This is a genomic window from Sphingobium sp. SJ10-10 (genome assembly GCF_036038995.2).
Lineage (GTDB): Bacteria > Pseudomonadota > Alphaproteobacteria > Sphingomonadales > Sphingomonadaceae > Sphingobium.
In genome coordinates, this window is sequence record NZ_CP158133.1 from 631,664 (window position 1) to 652,218 (window position 20,555).

Here is a 20,555-nt window from a genome sequence, read left to right on the forward strand (position 1 = left end):
TTAGTCGCGGCCCGCCGATGCCACGGCCACCGCGCAGGCGCCGTCGCACCCTGCGGCCCTGCCTTGCACCGTGGCGAGCGCATCGATCACCCCTCCTGCCGACATCACGAACATGAAGCGTCCCTGCCTATGCCCCCGCGCCTGATCGATCAAGGCGATGAGGCCGCTGACATGCGCCGCCGCATAGGATGTGCCGTCCACCAGGCTCCACTTGCCGCCGGGCTCGGTCGCGGGGATGCCCGTCGCCGGCGCGATCTGGACGGGTGCGCGCCTGCCTGATACCGGACTGCCGGAGACGGCGATGACCCCCGGCCAGGAGGCGGGGAAACCGCCGTCCGGCCGATGCGGGTCATAGGCGGCCACGACGGCCGTGTTGCGCGCCATGGCCGCGTCCAGCAGCGTGGAAAGCAATCGGTCCGGCGGCCCGCCCAGGCTCATGTTGATGACCGCTGCCTTATGATCGATGGCATAATGGATCGCCCGGGCCAGGCTGAGGCTGTCGCACAATGCGATCGACCCGGGACTGCCCGCCTGCCAGCAGGCGCGCAAGCCCAGCAGTTGCGCGTCCGGCGCCACCCCCACCATGCCGATCCGGTTGTGGGCCCGCGCCGCGATGATGCCGGCGATCGCCGTGCCATGCGCTTCGGCCGCGAAAGCCCTGCCCGTGACGAGATTGACATTGGCCCGCACCTGCCCCGCCAGATCGGGGTGGCGCGCGTCGATGCCGCTGTCGATCACCGCCACCGTGACGCCGCGCCCCGTCGCCAGCCGGTGGACCGCGTCCAGATGCCAGAGGGTTCGTGCGGGTTGGGCGGGGTAGAGCGGGTCATCATGACCTTGAGCGCCGCCGAGGGTCTGATAGTCATGCATTGGCTGCGACCAGGCGATATGGCTGTCCTTCGCCAGCTCCTGCATCATCGCTTCCGCGGAAGCGCCGTCCGGCACGCGCATCACGAAACAGTCGAGGCCGATGACCGGCATCATCCAGTCCGTCACCAGCGTCAGATGATGATCGCGGGCGATGCGCTGCGCCGCGCGCAGCATCTGGGCGCGGCGAATGCCGTCGCCATAGTCGCCGTCATAGTCGCCGCCCGCCCGGAAATGAGCCGGCGGAAGATGGAGCATCACCAATATCTGCTCCCCCTTGGCCGGGTGCGTGGCGGCGGGCGCGGCGAGTGCCGCGATCAGCAATGCGATCGTCGCGCGCAGGCGGAACAGCGCCGGGATCATGGCGCGGGCTCGATCGGCTGGGCGAGCATGATGCTGCGCCGCGTGCGCAGATCGGCCAGCGCCGCATCCCGCCGGGCCGGCGCGACATCCAGCACATAGGCGCCGGCGGCGGTCGGACCGTCGACCAGCCTCGCTCCGGCGCGTTCGATCGTGAAGCGCAATTCCCGTTCAGGCGTATCGGGCCGGAAGATGACGAGTATGTTGCCGTCGCCCCGCGCCGCCGGTGCGCCCAGCGTGCGATAATCGGCCTGCTGCGCCGCCGGGCGGAAAAGGAGAACGGCCCCGCAGAGCAGCATGGCCGGCATCGCGGCGAAGGCCGCCAGCACCGGCCATGCGAAGGTTCGCCGGGGCGGGGTCACGCGTTCGGCCCTTTGGGTCGGCGCCAGGTGGCGTTGCAACTTTTCCCAGCCCAGATCTGTTCCGATCGGCAGCCCTGCTATGGTCGCCTTTAACCGCTTTTCCCGGTCCAGGGCCGTCCGGCATTCGCCGCAGTCATGCAGATGCGCTTCCACCAGCGCCTGGTCATCGGCGTCCAACTGCGCCGTGACATACCAGGGCAGCAGCATTTCCGTCGCCCGGTGCGGATCGCCGCGAAAGGAGAGAATGTCGGCCATGACCTGTCAGATCCAGTCGCCATAATCGCCCGGCAGGGCGCGCCGCAAGTGCCGCCGGGCATGGAACATCCGCGTCTTCACCGTGTCGACCGGGCAATCCATGATCTCCGCGATATCGCGATAGCCGATCTCGTGAAAATAGCTGAGGTCGACGACTGCCCGCTGCTCCGGCGAAAGGTCCGCCAGCGCCTGGAGCAGCGCGGCGCGTATCCTGTTGTCGCCGGCGCATTGTTCGGGCGAGCGATCGGGGTTGATCCGTTCTTCGATGAACCTGTCCTCCACCGGATCGTCCTGTTTGCGCAGCGCCTTCATCGCCTTGCGCCAGCCGATGGTGAACAGCCAGGTCGACAGTTTCGACCTGCCGGAAAAACTGTCGGGCCGGTCCCATAGCACCAGCAACGTATCGTCCAGCACCTCCTCGACCAGATGCGGGCGGCGCAGGATGTTCGTCAGGAACCGCGCGAGGCGCGGCTGATAATGGCGATAGAGCGCCTCGAACGCCTTGAGATCGCGCCGCTTGACCCGCGCGAGCAGATACAGATCCTCCTCGGCGCGCGCATGCGCGCTCGCTTCCGTTCGGCCTGCCTTCCCGACTGTCTCCAAGAGCGACTCCTTCGCTGCATGAGTGTGCGCCCGCTGGCGCGGCGGTTCAAAAATATTTTGCAGGGGGCGATGAACCGGCTGCTTCGGCCAGCGCCACTCAGGGCTATTGAGGAAGGAGGCATGACATGTCTCATGCGCGATGGCCTGCGGTTCTGGGGTCTGCGGTTCTGGCCGCTCTCATGCTGGCATCGACCGCCGGGGCGCAGCCCGTGGCCGACAGTTGGAGCGGCGCCCGGCTCGTGACCATCCAACTGTCGAGCTTCCGGTTCGAGCCGGCGGACATCGTGCTGGAACATGGTCAGCCGTACCGGCTGCATTTCGTCAACAATGCGTCGGGAGGGCATGATTTTGCCGGGAAGGAATTTTTCGCCCAGGCGCGGATCAGGCCCGAGGATGCGGCCAGGATCAGCGGAGGCCGGGTCGAACTTAGCGGCGGGGAAAGCGTCGACATCCATTTGATCGCGCCGTCGCCGGGCCGCTACAAGATACGCTGCACCCATTTCATGCACAGCATGTTGGGGATGACCGGGCGGATCGTGGTGCAATGATGGGCTGGCGCGCGCCGATCGACCGGATGGTGTGGGGCGACCCGCGCCGTCGGGCGCGCAAGCTGCTGCAATTTGCGGAGGTCGAGGCGCAGGGCGCGCGCGACCTTTTCCGCACGGCGGAAATCACGCGCGATCCTTTGCTGCGCCGCCGCCTCTTCGCCCATGGAAGGGACGAGGTGCGCCACGCCGCTTTATTCCGCGAGCGGGGACTCGCGCTGCGGCGGACGCTGGCCGATCCCGGTCCCGATCGCGCATGGGGCGACGGGCTGATTCCCGGCGAGCGCGGCTTCGACCGGCTGGAGGTCGAGAGAGAAAGCATGGTCGCGCTGCTGGCCTTTATCCATCTGTCGGAACGGGCCGCGGCGCACGCCTTTGCCGCCTATGGCGCGGCGCTGGACCACGATCCGGAGACGCAGGCGGTGATCGCGCGGATCGCCCGCGACGAGGAGGGGCATATGCGCTATTCGCACGACGAACTCGCTCGCCTAGCGCCGGATCGCGGCCGCCGGGCGGTGTGGGTCGCACGCCTGCGCCGGCTCTGGCGGGCCTATTTACGGCTGGCGCTGATCCTGGCCGACATGATCTCGCGGGTCATGCTGACCCTGCTCTATTTCCTGCTGCTGGCGCCTTTCGCCTGGATGGCGAAGCGGGCGGCCCGGCGGGAGGCGTCCGGCTGGCACATGTGCACGGATCAGCCGCGCGACGATGGCGGAGGGCAATATTGATGAAGATCCTCGGCATTTCAGCCTTCTACCATGATGCGGCCGCCGCGCTGACGATCGACGGGCTGCCCGTTGCCGCCGTGCAGGAGGAGCGCCTGTCGCGATCCAAGAACGACCCGGCCTTTCCCCTGCGCGCCATCCAATGGTGCCTCGACCAGGCAGCGGTGGAGCCGGACGATCTGGACGCGGTGATCTTCTACGAACGGCCCGCGCTCAAGTTCGACCGGGTGCTGACGACGTTGCTGCGCGGCTTTCCGCATAGCTGGCGCATCTTCCCCAGGGCGATGAAGAATATGGTGGGGGAAAAATTATGGGTGCGCGGCATCATCAGCGCGCAGTTGGGAATCCCGGTAAAGCGCGTTCATTTTACCGACCACCATCTCTCGCACGCAGCCGCCGCCTTCCTGACCGCCCCGACCGAACGGGCCGCGATCCTGAGCGCCGATGGCGTGGGCGAATGGGCGACGCTGACGGTGGGAGAGGCGCGCAAGCAGGTGGGCGGGCCGACGGAAATCAGCCTGCGGCGGGAAGTGCGCTTTCCCCATTCGCTCGGCCTTTTCTATTCCGCCTTCACCGCCTGGCTGGGATTTCAGGTCAATGAGGGGGAATATAAGGTCATGGGGCTTGCCGCTTATGGCACGCCGCGCTTCGCCGGGGAGGTGCGGCGCATCCTGCAACGGACGCCCGATGGAGCCTTTGCGCTGGACCTTCGCTATTTCGATTATCATCAGGCGGTCGACGCCGCCTATTCCCGCCGTTTTGTCGAGCTGTTCGGCCCGCCCCGCGACCCGTTCGAGCCGATCGACCTTGCGACGCCGCTGGGGCAGCATCAAGCCGATGTCGCGGCGAGCGCGCAACTTGTGCTGGAGGAGGTGATCGTCGAGATCGCCGCCGCGCTTCAGAAGGAAACCGGCCTGCCCGATCTCTGCCTGGGCGGCGGCGTGGCGCTGAACGGGGTCGCCAATGCCCGCATCCTGCGCGAAGCGGGCTATGAGCGGCTGTTCGTGCCCTCCGCGCCGGGCGATGCGGGCTGCGCCTTGGGGGCGGCGCTCTGGGCCGACCGCATCCTGTTCGGCCAGCCGCATCGCGATTGCCCCGATCATCCCTTCTGGGGCCCCGCGGTCGAGGCCGACGATCTGGCGCGGCTGGCCGCTGAGGACGGGTTGCCCTTCGAACGAGTGGGGGATGCGGCACTGATCGACCGGCTGGTCGATGCGATCGGGCACGGCGCGATCGTCGGATGGATGGAGGGCGCGGCGGAATTCGGGCCGCGCGCGCTCGGCCACCGCAGCATCCTTGCCGATCCGGGCGATGCGGCGATGCGCGACCGGATCAACCGCGACATCAAATTTCGCGAATCCTTCCGCCCCTTTGCGCCGGTGGTGCCCGCCGAACATGCGGCGACCTATTTCGAGTTGCCCGCGGGCGGCGCACGTCTGGGCCGGTTCATGTCGGGCGTTTTCCCGGTCCGGCCTGAATGGCGGAATCGACTGCGCGCCGTCACCCATGTCGACGGCACCGCACGCGTGCAGATCGTGGAGCCGGCCATGGCGCCTCGCCTGCACGCGCTGCTCATGGCCTATGGGCAGCGTCACGGCTCTCCCGTCCTGCTCAACACATCCTTCAACCTGGCTGGCGATCCGATCGTGACCAGCGCCGCGGAAGGCTATTCGACATTCCGCCGCGCCGGCATGGACGTGCTGATCGCGGATAATCTGATGGTCCGCCGCGATCATGCGCGGCAGGACCATGAACTGGAGGCAGTGGCATGATCCCGCGCAAGGGGCGCTTGCGGCGCCAGCTCATCATCGTCGGCAGTGCATCCGGGACCATCGCGGATTTGGTGCGGGGTCTGTGGCGGGCGCCCGGCGGGCGGCGCTGGATGATCCCGCCGGTGATCTTCTTCTGCTCCGTGGGGGTGATATTGACGCTGGCGGCCGGCGTTGAGGCGCTGGCGCCCTTCATCTACTCGATCTTCTAGGGATGGATGCGCGCGCCCTGTCGCTGCTCGCCTGTCCCCGGTGCGGCGGGCGGCTGGATGAGGCGCTATGCTGTCGCGAATGCGCGGCAGACTACCGGCAGGCCGACGGCATAGCCGAGCTGCGCCTGCCCGGCGCTGCGCGAACCGAGTTGGTCAGGAATTTCTATGAGGCGGCGCCATTCCCCGGCTATCCGCCCCGCGACAGCATCGACTGGCTGCGCGCCCGGGCGGAGCGCAGCCCGTTCGCCCGGCTGCTCGATGCAGCGATCCCCTATGATGCGCGGATCGTGGAGATGGGTTGCGGCACCGGCCAGATGAGCCTCTATCTCGCGCGCGGCGAGCGGATGGTGATTGCCGCGGATCTCTGCCGCGCGTCGCTGGCGCTTGGCCGGGCGGCGGCCCGCCGGCTCGGCATCGGCCAGGTCGAATTCGTCGAAACCGACCTGCATCATCCGGGGCTGCGTGAGGGTGCCTTCGATATCGTCTATTGCTCGGGCGTGCTGCATCACACGCCCGATCCCCGCGCCGCGTTCGGGCATGTGGCCCGGCTGGTTCGCCCTGGCGGCCTGATCGTCATCGGTCTCTACAACCGCTATGCGCGGCTGCCGCACAGGTTGAGGCGGGGGGTCGCAATGCTGAGCGGCGGGCGCTGGGTTCCGGGCGATCCGGTGCTCGCCAGCCGTCGGCTGCAGCCAGGCCGGTATCGGGCCTGGCTGCGCGATCAATATCATCATCCCGAAGAACATAGCCACACATTGGCGCAGCTCCGCCGCTGGTTCGCGGACAACGGCATCGCCTATGTCCGGACCTTCCCCAGCGCGTTGCTCGGCCAGATGGAGGATATGCGGTTGACCGACGCCGAGGAAGATCAATGGTGGCTGGAAGACCTGTTGGCGCAGATCGGCTGGATCGGCCGGATCGGCTGGGAAGGTGGTCTTTTCGCGGCGGTCGGTCGCGCGGGGTAGCCAGCCTGGATCGGCGCGACCGCGCGCCACTTCGCTTCGATTGCATCCTTCGACAATAAGCGGCAGAATTCCATTTCCCCCAAATCAATTGGCCAGCGAGATTTCGCTCGAAAACGCACAGTCGGGAGAGAGGACATGAAAAGGGCGGCGGCATGCTTGGCGTCTGGATCCATTCTCCTATTCTGTTCCACGCAAGCGATCGCAGGCGCGAGGGATTGGTCCAGGGCGAGCAACATCGCCAGAGCGGCAATCGTCGCAACCGCCTTGGGCGTCCCCAGCGTACAGGAAGACTGGGATGGAGCTTTACAGGCAGGAGCAAGCGTCGGCTCCGCCTTTCTGCTATCCAAAGGATTGAAAGAGCTCATTCCGGAGATGAGGCCGGACGGAACCGACCGGCGATCCTTCCCGTCGACACATGCCGCGACCTCCTTCGCCGCTGCCGCTTCCCTGCAAAATCGCTATGGCTGGAAGATTGGGCTTCCAGCACAACTCGTCGCGGCGTTTGTCGGCGTTGCGCGGGTGAAAGCCAGGAAGCACCATTGGGGGGATGCCGCAGCAGGCATGGTTATCGGTGAGGCTTCAGGGTTTCTCATGACTTCGCGAAGAGACAACGGCGTACGGATCGTCCCCTGGGCAGAGACAGCGGGCGGTGGAATTGCCCTTGACCTGCGGTTTTGAGCTCAGAGTCTGTTTGGAAATGCGCGGAAGAGCGCATTTTAGCGCCGCACCAGCCCTCTCCCCCACCCGGCCACCCAACGGCAGTATTCTATGGGTGGCCGGGTGGGGGAGAGGGCTGGTGCGGCTATGCCCCCAAAGGCGCATTTCCAAACAGACTCTCAGGCGATTATCTTGTTTCTCTCGTCACGTACTAATACGGATCGTTTCATCCTTCGGTCACTGAAATATCGGGGAGATGGACGAGGTGATGGAAGATACGGCAGCCGCTCCGGGAAGGGGAGAAAGATCCGGGACGCCCGGCTTGAGAGCCATGTTGCGCCGTCTTGGGCCGGGGCTCATCACCGGCGCGGCGGACGATGACCCAAGCGGGATTGGCACGCACAGCCAGGTCGGAGCGCAGTTCGGATATGGTCTTGCATGGACCTTCGTCCTCAGCTTTCCCCTCATGGTCGCAATCCAGCAGGTGGCGGCCGAAATTGGAAGGGTGACCGGTGCCGGGATCGCGCGCAATCTGCGCCGTCACTATCCGCGTCCCTTGCTCTGGACGGTCGTGGCCCTTCTGCTGATTGCCAATATTGTCAATCTGGGCGCCGATCTGAGCGCCATGGGCGCAGCGCTGTCTCTTTTGGCGGGGGGAAATTCCACCTTTTACACCCTGTCATTTGGAATCGTCTGCATCCTGGCTGAGGTGGGCCTGAGCTACCCCCGTTATGCATCCATATTGAAATGGACGACACTCTCGCTCTTCACCTATTTCGCCGTAGTCATGGTTGCGCAGGTTCCGTGGGCGCATGCGCTCCGATCCCTCGTCGTGCCGGAAATTCAGTGGAATGCCGCCTACGCAACGGCCCTCGTGGCGATCTTGGGCACGACGATCAGCCCCTATCTCTTTTTTTGGCAGGCCGGGCAGGAGATTGAGGAGCAGCATCGCCATCACGCCAAGCCGCTTTGCATCGCCCCGCAGACGGCCGGCCGCGAGCTGGCGCGCATTCGCTTCGATACATTGACGGGGATGGCGTTCAGCACCTTGGTCTCGCTCGCAATTGTCTTCGCTACGGCCGCCACGCTCCACGCTCACGGTATTTACGACATTGCGACCTCATCACAGGCCGCCGAAGCGCTGCGCCCCATCGCCGGAAAATTCGCTTTCGCCATGTTTGCCCTGGGCATTATCGGGACGGGCCTGCTTGCTGTTCCTGTGCTGGCAGGATCGGCAGCCTATGCTGTCACCGAGATGGCGGGGTTAAGCGGCAGCCTCGACGCCAAGCCGCTGTCGGCGCGTCTGTTCTACGGAACTATCGCTGCCACGACGCTCGGGGGGGCATCTCTAAACGGAATTGGCATCGATCCGGTCCGCGCACTTTATTGGGCCGCTGTCGTCAACGGCATTCTGGCTGCGCCCCTCATGGTGGTCATGATGCTCATAGCCCGTAATCGTCGCGCCATGGGACGATTGTGCCTCCCCTTCGGTCCGACCGTCATGGGTTGGGGCGCCACTATCGTCATGTTCGCCGCAACCGGCATATTCCTTGTCTTTACCGTCCTCAGTTGACTGGATTGCTCAAAGGCGCAGGCGAATTGTCCAAACCGCGCTCTAGGGCGTAGTGACATTTTAGGGATTCACGTCGTCGCCGATTTGTGATTCACCACTGGCTTTTGGAGGCTGGTGTGGAAGGCGAAGTGCTTCGGGACGATCAATGGGAGCGGCTGCGTGAGTTCGTTCCGGGGGGACGCAAGGGCAAGCGCGGCCCGCGCAGTAACGGGCGTTTGTTTCTCGATGCGTTGCTTTGGCTGGCCCGGTCAGGCGGACGCTGGCGTGATCTGCCGGAGAAGTTCGGCCCCTATCAGACGGCCAAGCGGCGTTATTATCGCTGGGTCCAGCAGGGCGTGATCGACCGGATCTTCGAGGCCGTGTCGGATGATCCCGACATTGAGTGGCTGGCGATCGATGCGACTGTGATCCGCGCTCAGGCCCAGGCGGCTGGGGCACGGGTTAAAAGGGGGGCGCTCAAGCCCAGGCTCTCGGCCGCTCGCGAGGAGGGTTCGGCACCAAAGTACACGCCGTAGTCGATGCACTTGGCTTGCCGATCCGCTTCATCCTCGGCCCCGGTCAGCAGAACGACATGGCACCCGCCCATGATCTGATCCGCGGCATCCCGGCCGGCAAGGTTCTGGCTGACCGCGCCTACGATGCCGACAGCCTGCACGACCTCATCTACGAGCAAGGCGGCGAACCGGTCATCCCGCCTCGCCGCCATCGCAAATATCAGCATCCCTACGACCGCATCGCCTACAAACACCGCTGGGGCATTGAGGGCTTCTTCGCCAAGCTCAAACAATGGCGACGCATCGCCACCCGCTATGACAAGCTCGCCGCAAACTTTCTCGGCTTCGTCAAACTCGCCAGCATCATGCTATGGCTCAAATGATTAAATCGTCACTACAACCTAGAGCAAAATCCGACCCGATTGCATCGGATCGGCTGCTCTAGACCTTTGTTTTGCCGCGTTTTCCGAGTCAGCAGATGTCTTTCGCAACGCTTTCCATCACCGCCTGGAGTGGAGCCGGTGCCAACCGCGGGCGATTCACCCGTTTCTTGTGACCGGGATGAGCGCACCTGATATGCCGCGAGAGGCCTTGGAGGCCAGGAATAGGATCACGTCGGCGATCGTCGAAGGTTGAACCCACTGCGCGAAGTCCGCATCCGGCATGTCGGCGCGGTTGGTCGGCGTGTCGATAATGCTGGGCAGGATCGCATTCACCGTCACGCTGGTGCCAATAAGCTCCTCCGCCAACGCCTCCGTCAAGCGATGCACCCCCGATTTTGCCGCCGCATAGGCGCCCATTCCGGCACCCGCCTTGATCGCGGCGCCGGCCCCGATATTGACGATCCGCCCCTCTCGGGCCGCGGTCAGGTGCGGCAAGGCCAATTGCGTGATCGTCGCGGCCGTCGTCAGGTTCATCGCCTGCATCCGGGACCAGTTGCCCAGATCGCCACCCGCCAGCTTATCCCAGACGAAACCCCCTGCGACATTGACCAGGACATCAATGCCACCATGGGCGGCGACAATCTGCGCCAGAGCGTTTTTCGTCTTCTCGCCGTCCGTCAGGTCAATCCCGCCAATGTCCAGCGCGCCCGGCAAGGCAGACTTGGCCGCCGGAGCATAGTCGATGCAGGCGACCGCATAACCCTGTTCGATGAAGGCGTCAGCGGCAACGCGGCCCAGCGCGCCAAATCCTCCGGTGACGATAACCGATCTTGTCATGACTTTCCCCTTTATCGTGACTGTCCCCATGGAATGGGCGTTGTCGCGACGATCGTTCCCCGATCGCGAGACACTCCAGAATTGCATGCGTTCAGCCTAGCGCAGACACCGGAACCAACCAAGGGGACCGCAAGTCCCGCCCAGCTTCACCGAGACCATGCCATCAGCCGCGAACCCCGTTAATTATTGCCGCCGATCAGATCCCCCAAGCCGCCGAGCACGGAGCCTTCGCCGCGATTCTGTCCTCCCCGGCTTCCCGCCGCCGCGAGCATGCGGCCGGCCAGGCGGGAGAAGGGCAGGGACTGTATCCACACCTTGCCCGGCCCGGTCAGCCGCGCGAAGAACAGGCCTTCGCCGCCGAACAGGATGCTGCGCACGCCGCCCGCCCGCTCCAGATCGAAATCCACCGTGTCGGTATAGGCCGCGACGCAGCCGGTATCGACGTGAAGCTGCTCGCCGGGCGCCAGTTCGCGCTCCACGATCGTGCCGCCCATCTGGACGAACACCCAGCCGTCGCCTTCCAGCTTCTGCATGATGAAGCCTTCGCCGCCGAACAGGCCGGTCATGATCCGCTGCTGGAAATGGACGCCGATCGACACGCCCTTCGCCGCGGCCAGGAAACTGTCCTTCTGACAGATCAGCCGGCCGCCATATTGGTCGAGCCGGATGGGGAGGATCGCGCCCGGCGTGGGGGAGGCGAAGGCGACCCGCGCCTTGCCATGGCCGTTATGCGTGAAGACCGTGGTGAACAGGCTCTCTCCGGTGACGAGCCGCTTTCCCGCGCCCAGCAGCTTGCCCATGAAACTGCCGTCGCTGCCGCCGCTGCCGTCACCGAAGACGGTGGTCATGCCGATCGCCGCATCCTTCCAGACCAGGGCGCCGGCCTCCGCCACGGCGCTTTCGCCCGGATCGAGTTCGATCTCCAGAAATTGCAATTCCTGGCCCTTGATCTCGAAATCGATGTCGTCGGCCAGGCCGGGTTGACGATGATGTTGCCAGGGACTGGGGTTCGGCATGTTCGCGCTCCTGATGCTTCGGGGCTCGTCATAGCCGCTTCCGGGCAGCTTGCGCCACCCTTTGGAGGCTTGTCCGGCGGCGGCGTGTTCTGACCCGACCCAAGGTCTAATTGCCCATTCTCCCGAAAGGTTCATCCTGTCCTTCAAGTTTCAGACGAGTCCGGGAGAGGATGATGTTACAGCAGGCAATGGCGCGGTTCGCGGGCAAGACGCTGATCCGCGATAAATACGACAATTTCATCGGTGGCCAGTGGGTGGCGCCGACCCGTGGCGACTATTTCGACAATATCTCGCCAGTGACGGGACAGAGCGTGTGCAAGATCGCGCGGTCGACCGCCGAGGATATCGAGCTGGCGCTCGACGCCGCGCATCTCGCCAAGGAAAGCTGGGGGCAGCGTTCCGCCACCGAGCGGGCCAATGTGCTCAACCGCATCGCGCAGCGGATGGAGGAGAATCTCGACCTGCTCGCCATGGCCGAGACGATCGACAACGGCAAGCCGATCCGCGAGACGACTGCCGCCGACATTCCGCTCGCCATCGACCATTTCCGCTATTTCGCGGCCTGCGTTCGCTCGCAGGAGGGGTCGATTGCCGAGATCGACCATGACACGGTCGCCTATCATTTCCATGAGCCGTTGGGCGTGGTCGGGCAGATCATTCCGTGGAACTTCCCGATCCTGATGGCGGCGTGGAAGCTCGCCCCCGCGCTCGCGGCAGGCAATTGCGTGGTGCTCAAGCCCGCCGAGCAGACGCCCATGTCGATCATGGTGCTGATGGATCTGGTGGGCGACCTGATCCCCGAAGGCGTGCTGAACGTCGTCAACGGCTTTGGCGTCGAGGCGGGCAAGCCGCTTGCCACCAACAAGCGGATCAGCAAGATCGCCTTTACCGGCGAGACCACCACCGGGCGGCTGATCATGCAATATGCGTCGGAGAACCTCATTCCGGTGACGCTGGAGCTGGGCGGCAAATCGCCCAACATCTTCTTTGCCGACGTGATGGACGCGGACGACGATTATTTCGACAAATGCCTTGAGGGGTTTGCGATGTTCGCGCTCAACCAGGGCGAGGTTTGCACCTGTCCGAGCCGCGCGCTGGTGCAGGAGAGCATCTACGAGAAGTTCATCGAACGCGCCGTCGCCCGCGTGCAGAAGATCGTGCAGGGCAGCCCGCTCGACCCTGCGACGATGATCGGGGCGCAGGCTTCGAACGATCAGTTGGAGAAGATCCTTTCCTATATCGACATCGGCAGGGATGAAGGCGCCAAGGTGCTGACCGGCGGCACACGGGCGCATCTGGGTGGCGAACTGGAGCAGGGCTATTATGTGACGCCGACCGTGCTGGAAGGGCATAACAAGATGCGCATCTTCCAGGAGGAAATTTTCGGGCCGGTGCTGTCGGTCACGACCTTCAAGGATGAGGCGGACGCGCTCCACATCGCCAACGACACGCTTTACGGTCTGGGCGCGGGCGTGTGGAGCCGCAACGGCAACACCGCCTATCGCATGGGCCGCAATATCCAGGCCGGGCGCGTGTGGACCAATTGCTACCATGCCTATCCGGCCCATGCGGCCTTTGGCGGTTACAAGCAGTCGGGCATCGGGCGTGAGACGCACAAAATGATGCTCGATCATTATCAGCAGACCAAGAATTTGCTGGTGAGCTATTCCACCAAGGCTCTGGGATTCTTCTGAGGCGGCGGGTCGCACCATGCCGAAGGCGGGCCTCTCCTCTTTCACGCCTTCGGCTTTCGGCGGGCGCCTGGGAACGGGCGCCCGCTTTTTTGTTTTTTCCTTCTCCCTTGAGGGAGAAGGATATGGAGCCTTGCTGAGCGGAGCGAAGCTAGGCGGAGTTGGATGAGGGGGTGGCACCTGCGCTATCCCCCTCACCCAGCTTCGACTAGGCAGCAAGCTGCCAAGTCTGCGCAGCCCTCTCCCTCAAGGGAGAGGGGTAGGAGTGAACCCTATGAACCTTCCACCCCGCATCCTCGCCACGTTAGAAGCCGAAGCCTTGATCGCCCGGCTGACCGCGCGCCACGGCCCCTTGATGTTCCATCAGTCCGGCGGTTGTTGCGACGGGTCGGCGCCGATGTGCTTCCCCCGTGGCGAGTTCAAGGTCGGAGGGCAGGACGTGCTGCTGGGCCATGTCGCGGGCGATGTCCCGGTGTGGATTGGCGCGGCGCAGTTCGAATATTGGCGCCATACCCAGATCACCATCGACGTCGTGCCGGGGCGCGGCGCGGGCATGTCGCTGGAAAGTCCGGAGGGGATGCGCTTCATCGTCCGCTCGCGGGTGTTCACCGACGAGGAGGTGGAAGCGCTCGCCGCAGCGGGCGAACCTTTGCGCGGCGGCTGATTATGCATAGATAAGAACAGGAGAATCTGCGGGAGAGGAACATGACGGTGCTGGCATCGGAAATCGCCTTTGCGTCGAGCCATGCGGGCGATCCGGCCAAGGCCATGGCGGACGTGGCCGGGCAATTGGGCGACGAGCCGCTGGCCGGGATGCTGCTTTTCTGCTCGCATCGCTTCGACCGAGAGGCGTTGGCCTGCGCGGTCAACCGGCAGAAGGAGAATATGGGGGGCGATGGCGTGGTGGCGATCGGCTGTACCAGTTCGGGCGAGCTCACCGAAAATGGCTATGATGAGGACAGTTTGAGCGTCATCGGCTTTCCTGCTTCCGCATTTCACATGAGCTCGCTTTGCTTCGACGATATCGAGAATTTCGACCCCGCTGCCGCGCGCCAGGCGGTGCGCAGCCTTGCCGCCCGCGCCGAGCGGGAAAGCCGCCATCTGGGCGACAGGGTCAATCACGTCGCCTTGTTCCTGGTCGATGGCCTGTCGCACCGGGAGGAATTGCTGACCATGACGATCCAGGATGCGCTGGGCGACATCGCGCTGATCGGCGGATCGTCGGGCGACGGCATGGCGTTCCGCGAAACGGCGATTTTCGACGGAGGCCGCTTTCAGCCGCGAGCGGCGGTGGTGGCGATCCTGTCGACGCCGCGCCTCATTCATGTGTTCAAGGCCCAGCATTACCGGCCGAGCGAGGCGAAGATGGTCGTCACCGGCGCCATTCCGCAGGACCGGATCGTGACCGAGATCAATGCGGAACCCGCCGCGCAGGAATATCTGAGGCTCGCGGGCCATGCGGGCGAGGCGCTGGGCGTTGCCTTCTATGCCGCGCATCCGCTGATGGTGCGGGCGGGAGGCGATTATCATGTGCGGTCGATCCAGAGTGCGAACCCCGACGGCAGCCTCACCTTCTACTGCGCCATCGATGAGGGGATCGTGATGACCGTGGGCGAGCCGGTGGACCGGATTGCGCGTATGGACGCCCTGTTTGCGGAAATTGCCGCCGAGGTCGGGCAGGTCGACCGGATCATCGCCTTCGATTGCGTGCTCAACCGCATCGATGCCGAACAGCGGCAGATCAGCCGGGACGTGTCGGCGCTTTATGGTCGGCACCGGGTGATCGGCTTCAACACCTATGGCGAGCAATATCATGCCCTTCACGTCAACCAGACCTTCAGCGGATTAGCCATCGGGCGATGAGTGAAGCGGACCTCTCTTCCGCCGAAATCGAGGCGCTCAGGCATGAGAACCGCAAGCTGCGCAAGATCAATGCGGCGCTGATCGATCGCGTCGAACGATCGAGCGACATGGCAGGCAACGCCTTTTCGATGTTCGAGACGGCGATTTCTCTTGAAGCCATGGTGCGCGAGCGGACGGTGCAGCTCGAAGACGCGCTGGCGAAGCTCGCGGAGGCCAATGCCGACCTCGCTTCCGCTCATGCGCTGGCGGACGCGGCGCGGATGCGGCTGCGCGATGCGATCGATTCCATCAATGAGGGCTTCGTCCTGTTCGACGCGGAGGACCGGCTGGTCCTCTATAACGAGGCCTATCTGGGCTTCTGGTCCGAAATTGCGGATCATATCCGCGAGGGCATGAGCTTCGACGAGATCGCCAAGCTTGCCGCTGCCCATCATCGCCCGGTCGGGCAGGACCGCTGGGTGTCGGACCGGCTGGCGCGCCATAGCGTGGCGGAGGGCGGGCATGTGCAGGCGCTGTCCGACGGGCGCTGGGTGCAGATCAACGAATTGCGCACCAGCGAGGGCGGCATCGTCGGCATCTATACCGACATAACCGAGGTGAAGGCGGAGGATGCCCGCGACCGGGCGCGGGAACTGGCCGAGCGCAACATCGTGTTGCAGGCGACGCTCGATAACCTCTCCGAAGGCGTGTGCCTGTTCGATGCGGAGGGGCGGCTGGCGGCGTGGAACGAGGCGCTGCAACGTCTGCTGGGATTGCCGGAGGATTGGGCGCAGGGACGGGGCACCCATGAGGCGCTGCTGGATTGGTGCCGGGGCACGCTGGGCATGGACGACAAAGGCTGCCTCGACCGGGGCGGGGCGCGCTATCGCAGCGAACTGGTCCAGGCGGGCGAACGGCGCTTCGAGATACGCAGCAACGCCATGGAACGCGGCGGTCAGGTGATCGGCTTTACCGACGTCACCGACATGCTGCGCGCCCAGGCGGCGCTGCGCGAGACGGCGGAGACGCTGGAGCGGCGCGTGGCGGAGCGCACGTCCGAACTGGAGGCGGAGGTGGCCGAGCGGCGCCAGATCGAGGCGCAGTTGATGGACGCGAAAACGGCGGCGGAAAAGGCCAATCTGTCCAAGACCAGCTTCCTGGCCGCCGCCAGTCATGACCTGTTGCAGCCCTTGAACGCGGCGCGGCTGTTCGTCGCGGCGCTGGGCGACCGGCGGCTGGCGCTGCCTACGCGGGCGCTGGTCAACCAGACCTCCACCGCGCTGGATTCGGTGGAGGATCTGCTGGAGGCGCTGCTGGAGATCAGCCGCCTCGATGCGGGCGCGATCCAGCCGGAGATCAGCGATTTCCGCATCGACCGGCTGCTCGGCACGCTGCGGACGGAATTCGCGCCGATGGCCCGCTCATCGGGCCTGACGCTGACGGTGGAGACGGAGCAGGTCTGGGTCCGATCCGACATCCGCCTGCTGCGCCGCATCCTCCAGAATTTCCTGTCCAACGCGCTGCGTTATACCCAGCGCGGATCGGTGCGCGTCATCTGCGCGCCTGGGCCTGAGGGCATTCGTCTGAGCGTCACCGACAGCGGCCCCGGCATCCCCTTCGACAAGCAGCAACTGATTTTCGAGGAGTTCCGTCGGCTCGATAGCCGGACGGCGGGCAAGGGGCTGGGCCTCGCCATCGTCCGCCGGGCGAGCGACATGCTGCGCCATGAAGTGACACTGGAATCAGTGCCGGGGCAGGGCGCGACCTTTTCCATCCGCGTGCCGCCGGGCGAGGCGGTGGTGGAAGAGGGGGAGGGCGGCAGCCTGCCGCGCAGCGATCGGTCGATGCGCGGGCTCAAGGTGCTGGTGATCGACAATGAGCGGGCGATCCAGACCGGCATGTCGACGCTGCTGGGCGGCTGGGGCTGCACGGTGACGACGGCGGCGGGTTTCGATGAGGCGGTGGCCGCCTTTGCCGGGGACGAGGCGCCCGACATCATCCTGGTCGACTATCATCTGAACGACGGCGAGACGGGCGATACCGTGATCGAGCGGCTGCACGGCCATTTCGGGCGGGTGGTGCCGTCGGTGATGATCTCCGCCGACCGGGGCGAGGAATTGAAGGCGAAGCTGGACGGTTGGGGCATTCCCCTGCTGGGCAAGCCGGTCAAGCCTGCCCAATTGCGCGCGCTGCTGCGGACGATGTTGAAATAGGATGTGCGGGGGTTGGCAACAGTTGAATCCTCCCCACGCTTAGCGCAGGAAGGATTAGGAAGGGGCCAGATGCCGCCTTTCCATTTCGTCCAGAACAGCCTGTTCGAACCCGGTCGGATGTTTCGGATCACCGATCTTGCGGCGGATCGCGACGAGCTGTTCGTCCGTCAGATTGGCCGCTTCGGCAGCGTCTTTCAGATGATCATGCACAGCGAATCTCCCGCATCACTGCGGGCGGCAGTGTCGCATGAAAGTTACGCAAGCTCAATTAAGCGAAAAGTTCTAGTCCGATTGGCAAAGGCCGCCCCCGAAGGAGCGGCCTTCCCAACCATCAAGCCGCCAGGTCGAAGCGGTCGGCGTCCATCACCTTGGTCCAGGCCGCGACGAAGTCCTTCACGAACTTGTCGCCCGCATCGGCGGAGGCGTAAACCTCCGACAAGGCGCGGAGCTGCGAATTGGATCCGAAGACCAGATCGACCCGCGTGCCGGTCCATTTCTGCTGGTTGGTATCGCGGCAGGTGCCGGTGAACAGATCCTTCTGCCCCTCCACTTCCTTCCACGCCGTGCCCATGTCGAGCAGGTTGACGAAGAAGTCGTTGCTGAGCGTCCCCGGCCTGTCCGTGAACACGCCATGCTGCGACCCGCCATGGTTGGCGCCCAGTACGCGCAGGCCGCCGACCAGCACCGTCATCTCCGGCGCGCTCAGCGTCAGCAATTGGGCGCGGTCGAGCAGCAGTTCCTCGACCGGAACGTTGAACGGTACGGGCAGATAGTTGCGGAAGCCGTCGACTTTCGGCTCCAGCGGCTCGAAATTCTGCACGTCGGTCTGTTCCTGCGTCGCGTCGGTGCGGCCCGGAGTGAAGGGCACCTCAATGCTGCGCCCGCCGTCCTTCGCCGCCTTTTCGATCGCCGCCGATCCGGCCAGCACGATGAGGTCGGCCAACGAGATCTTTTTCACGCCCGCGCCGTCGAACTCGGCCTTGATCTTCTCCAGCGCGGTCAGAACGCGGGAGAGCTGTTCGGGCTGGTTCACGTCCCAGTCCTTTTGCGGGGCGAGGCGAATGCGCGCGCCATTGGCGCCACCGCGATGGTCCGAACCGCGATAGGTCGAGGCCGACGCCCAGGCCGTCTGCACCAGTTCCCTCACGCCAAGGCCGGATGCCAATATCTTTTGCTTGAGCGAGGCGATGTCCGCCGCATTGACCAGCACATGGTCGACGGGCGGGATAGGATCCTGCCAGATCAGGTCTTCGGCCGGAACTTCGGGGCCGAGATAGCGCGCCTTCGGCCCCATGTCGCGATGGCACAGCTTGAACCAGGCGCGGGCGAAGGCATCCTCGAACGCCGCCGGATCGTTGCGGAACCGCTCGGAGATTTTCCGATATTCCGGGTCCATCTTGAACGCCATGTCGGCCGTGGTCATCATCGTCGGCACGCGCCTGTCGGGGCTGTGCGCGCCCGGCGCCATGTCCTCCGGCTTCTGGTTCACCGGCTGCCACTGCTGGGCGCCCGCCGGGCTCCTGACGAGTTCATATTCATAGTCGAGCAGCATGTGGAAGAAGCTGTGGTCCCAGGTCCGGGGCGTGGGCGTCCACGCGCCTTCGATGCCGCTGGTGATGGTGTGATCGCCCACGCCGCTTTCATAGCCGCTCTGCCAGCCCAGCCCCTGCTGCGCGATGTCGGCGCCCTCCGGTTCTCTGCCGATCTTCGATGCGTCGCCCGCGCCATGGGCCTTGCCGAACGTATGGCCACCCGCCGTCAGCGCGACGGTCTCCTCATCGTTCATGCCCATGCGCAGGAAGGTTTCGCGAATGTCCCGCGCCGATTGCAGCGGGTCGGGATTGCCGCCCGGCCCTTCGGGATTGACGTAGATGAGGCCCATCTGGATCGCGGCCAGCGGGCTTTCCAGCACCATGTTCCTGTCGGGCTGAATGCGGGTCTGGTTGCCGGGCTGGTTGACCCAAAGCTCCTCCGTGCCCCAATACACGTCCTTTTCCGGCTCGAACACGTCGGCGCGGCCGCCGCCGAAGCCGAAGACCGGCCCGCCCATCGACTCGATGGCGACATTGCCCGCCAGGATCATCAAATCCGCCCAGCTCAGCGCCTGGCCATATTTCTGCTTCACCGGCCAGAGCAGGCGGCGCGCCTTGTCCAGATTGGCATTGTCCGGCCAGCTATTGAGCGGCGCGAAGCGCTGCGAGCCGGAAGAGGCGCCGCCGCGCCCGTCGCCGGTGCGGTAGGTGCCCGCCGAATGCCAGGCCATGCGGATGAAGAAGGGGCCATAATGGCCATAATCCGCCGGCCACCAGGGCTGGCTGTCGGTCATCAGCGCCGTCAGATCCTTCTTCACCGCGTCGTAATCGAGCGATTTGAACGCCGCCGCATAGTCGAAATCGTCGCCCAGCGGATTGCCCGACAGGCCGTTCTGCTGAAGGATGTCGAGCGAGAGCTGATTGGGCCACCAGTCGCGATTGGTGCGTCCCAGCAGGGATCGCAGCGCGGCCGGTTCCTTCATCGGGCAGGCCAGCGGATCATTGCTCGTCTTTGCGTCCATTGCACGATTCCTTTCAGCTTCTCCGGGACCGGGATTCTAGGCCATGCCCGGCGAGGGGGGAACATGGCGGGCCATGTTATTTTTCCGATAACAGTGTGAAATTTATTGCATGAGAGGAATGCCTGATCCTCCCCGTGTTCGATGGGGAGGATCAGGAAGCAAACTATATACTGAATGCGAAATGCCCGGCCCCTTTTTGCAGGCGCCGCCAGTTTTCCGCATTCATATGCACCAGCGTATGATGATCGCCGCCCTCGAACCAGACATCCTGATCCATCAGCATGTCGTCGTCGATGATCGTCTTCAATCCGAAGGCCGCGCCCACCGGCGGGATCGCGCCCAGTTCGCAGTCCGGGAACAGAGCCGCCGCCGTATGCTCCTCCGCCAGCGCCACGTCGCGCGCCAGCCATTGCTGCAGGAAGTTGAAGCTCACATGCTTGGAGGAAGGCAGCACCGCCAGCATATATTCGTCGCCCGCCTGCACCAGCACGGCTTTGGCGACCTGTCTTCCGGGGACATGCGCCGCCTGCGCCGCCCGGGCCATTTCGGTGGCGGGCTCATGCGGCCATTCGTCGAATCGCGTGCCGCAGCGGTCCAGATAGCCGCGCAATCTTTGGGAAATCGCCATGACA

20 protein-coding genes are annotated in these 20,555 nt (G+C 64.8%); 12 read left to right on the plus strand and 8 right to left on the minus strand.

Annotated elements, in window-relative coordinates; translation table 11 throughout:
• From VVT58_RS18465 to VVT58_RS18475, 3 genes are read right to left on the minus strand one after another with little or no spacing between them, the layout of a single operon-like run.
• The gene (locus VVT58_RS18465; protein WP_327752396.1) at nt 1-1,230 is read right to left on the minus strand and encodes a S8 family serine peptidase; all 1,230 of its coding nucleotides are present in this window, start codon (nt 1,228-1,230) and stop codon (nt 1-3) included.
• A complete protein-coding gene (locus VVT58_RS18470) occupies nt 1,227-1,844 on the minus strand; it encodes a zf-HC2 domain-containing protein (protein ID WP_327752398.1) in 618 nt (205 codons plus the stop codon). The genes VVT58_RS18465 and VVT58_RS18470 overlap by 4 nt, the downstream gene beginning before the upstream one ends.
• Before the next feature lie 6 nt (nt 1,845-1,850).
• Complete coding sequence (locus VVT58_RS18475; RefSeq protein ID WP_327752400.1) at nt 1,851-2,447, minus strand: sigma-70 family RNA polymerase sigma factor; 597 nt, start codon at nt 2,445-2,447, stop codon at nt 1,851-1,853.
• Between the two features lie 125 nt (nt 2,448-2,572).
• Here VVT58_RS18475 and VVT58_RS18480 point away from each other — a divergent pair, with 125 nt between their 5' ends.
• From VVT58_RS18480 to VVT58_RS18515, 8 genes are all read left to right on the plus strand, one after another.
• Entirely contained in the window at nt 2,573-2,995 is a 423-nt protein-coding gene (locus VVT58_RS18480) for a cupredoxin domain-containing protein (protein WP_327752402.1), read from the plus strand.
• Complete coding sequence (locus tag VVT58_RS18485) at nt 2,992-3,720, plus strand: ferritin-like domain-containing protein (RefSeq protein WP_327752403.1); 729 nt, start codon at nt 2,992-2,994, stop codon at nt 3,718-3,720. The genes VVT58_RS18480 and VVT58_RS18485 overlap by 4 nt, the downstream gene beginning before the upstream one ends.
• Complete coding sequence (locus VVT58_RS18490; RefSeq protein WP_327752415.1) at nt 3,720-5,489, plus strand: carbamoyltransferase N-terminal domain-containing protein; 1,770 nt, start codon at nt 3,720-3,722, stop codon at nt 5,487-5,489. The genes VVT58_RS18485 and VVT58_RS18490 overlap by 1 nt, the downstream gene beginning before the upstream one ends.
• Entirely contained in the window at nt 5,486-5,698 is a 213-nt protein-coding gene (locus VVT58_RS18495) for a DUF5989 family protein (RefSeq protein ID WP_066563640.1), read from the plus strand. The genes VVT58_RS18490 and VVT58_RS18495 overlap by 4 nt, the downstream gene beginning before the upstream one ends.
• Nucleotides 5,699-5,700: 2 nt before the next feature.
• The gene (locus VVT58_RS18500; RefSeq protein ID WP_327752406.1) at nt 5,701-6,663 is read left to right on the plus strand and encodes a methyltransferase domain-containing protein; all 963 of its coding nucleotides are present in this window, start codon (nt 5,701-5,703) and stop codon (nt 6,661-6,663) included.
• 135 nt (nt 6,664-6,798) lie between these two features.
• Entirely contained in the window at nt 6,799-7,341 is a 543-nt protein-coding gene (locus tag VVT58_RS18505) for a phosphatase PAP2 family protein (protein ID WP_087575730.1), read from the plus strand.
• A gap of 235 nt (nt 7,342-7,576) precedes the next feature.
• A complete protein-coding gene (locus VVT58_RS18510; protein WP_082749175.1) occupies nt 7,577-8,893 on the plus strand; it encodes an NRAMP family divalent metal transporter in 1,317 nt (438 codons plus the stop codon).
• Nucleotides 8,894-9,009: 116 nt separating this feature from the next.
• Nucleotides 9,010-9,770, plus strand: a protein-coding gene (locus VVT58_RS18515) for an IS5 family transposase (RefSeq protein WP_351999964.1) whose coding sequence is annotated in 2 segments (ribosomal slippage) — nt 9,010-9,337 and nt 9,337-9,770 — 762 coding nt in all. Because the reading frame shifts where the segments join, the coding sequence is not laid out codon by codon here.
• A 156-nt stretch (nt 9,771-9,926) separates the two neighbouring features.
• Here the strand turns inward: VVT58_RS18515 and VVT58_RS18520 are convergent.
• Both VVT58_RS18520 and VVT58_RS18525 read right to left on the minus strand, forming a co-directional pair.
• Nucleotides 9,927-10,607 (minus strand): SDR family NAD(P)-dependent oxidoreductase, encoded by a 681-nt coding sequence (locus VVT58_RS18520; protein WP_327754531.1) that lies wholly within the window; start codon nt 10,605-10,607, stop codon nt 9,927-9,929.
• A gap of 179 nt (nt 10,608-10,786) precedes the next feature.
• Entirely contained in the window at nt 10,787-11,623 is an 837-nt protein-coding gene (locus VVT58_RS18525) for a TIGR00266 family protein (protein WP_327754530.1), read from the minus strand.
• Nucleotides 11,624-11,796: 173 nt separating this feature from the next.
• Here VVT58_RS18525 and adh point away from each other — a divergent pair, with 173 nt between their 5' ends.
• The 4 genes from adh to VVT58_RS18545 all read left to right on the plus strand — a co-directional run bounded on the left by adh (nt 11,797) and on the right by VVT58_RS18545 (nt 17,369).
• Nucleotides 11,797-13,317, plus strand: a complete 1,521-nt coding sequence (gene adh / locus VVT58_RS18530) for an aldehyde dehydrogenase (protein ID WP_066564003.1) — start codon at nt 11,797-11,799, stop codon at nt 13,315-13,317.
• A 271-nt stretch (nt 13,318-13,588) separates the two neighbouring features.
• A complete protein-coding gene (locus VVT58_RS18535) occupies nt 13,589-13,978 on the plus strand; it encodes a DUF779 domain-containing protein (protein WP_327754529.1) in 390 nt (129 codons plus the stop codon).
• Nucleotides 13,979-14,019: 41 nt separating this feature from the next.
• Nucleotides 14,020-15,177 carry an FIST N-terminal domain-containing protein gene (locus VVT58_RS18540; RefSeq protein ID WP_327754528.1) on the plus strand — a complete coding sequence of 386 codons (1,158 nt, stop codon included), beginning with the start codon at nt 14,020-14,022 and terminating at the stop codon, nt 15,175-15,177.
• The gene (locus VVT58_RS18545; RefSeq protein WP_327754527.1) at nt 15,174-17,369 is read left to right on the plus strand and encodes a NahK/ErcS family hybrid sensor histidine kinase/response regulator; all 2,196 of its coding nucleotides are present in this window, start codon (nt 15,174-15,176) and stop codon (nt 17,367-17,369) included. The genes VVT58_RS18540 and VVT58_RS18545 overlap by 4 nt, the downstream gene beginning before the upstream one ends.
• Nucleotides 17,370-17,423: 54 nt before the next feature.
• Here the strand turns inward: VVT58_RS18545 and VVT58_RS18550 are convergent, their stop codons facing one another.
• The 3 genes from VVT58_RS18550 to VVT58_RS18560 all read right to left on the minus strand — a co-directional run bounded on the left by VVT58_RS18550 (nt 17,424) and on the right by VVT58_RS18560 (nt 20,551).
• Nucleotides 17,424-17,579, minus strand: coding sequence for a hypothetical protein (locus tag VVT58_RS18550; RefSeq protein WP_169575627.1), 156 nt, complete (start codon nt 17,577-17,579; stop codon nt 17,424-17,426).
• Between the two features lie 121 nt (nt 17,580-17,700).
• The gene (katG, locus tag VVT58_RS18555) at nt 17,701-19,923 is read right to left on the minus strand and encodes a catalase/peroxidase HPI (protein WP_327754526.1); all 2,223 of its coding nucleotides are present in this window, start codon (nt 19,921-19,923) and stop codon (nt 17,701-17,703) included.
• Nucleotides 19,924-20,086: 163 nt separating this feature from the next.
• On the minus strand, nt 20,087-20,551 hold the full coding sequence (locus tag VVT58_RS18560) for an aminoacyl-tRNA deacylase (protein ID WP_066564000.1): 465 nt from the start codon (nt 20,549-20,551) through the stop codon (nt 20,087-20,089).
• Nucleotides 20,552-20,555: the final 4 nt, after the last annotated feature.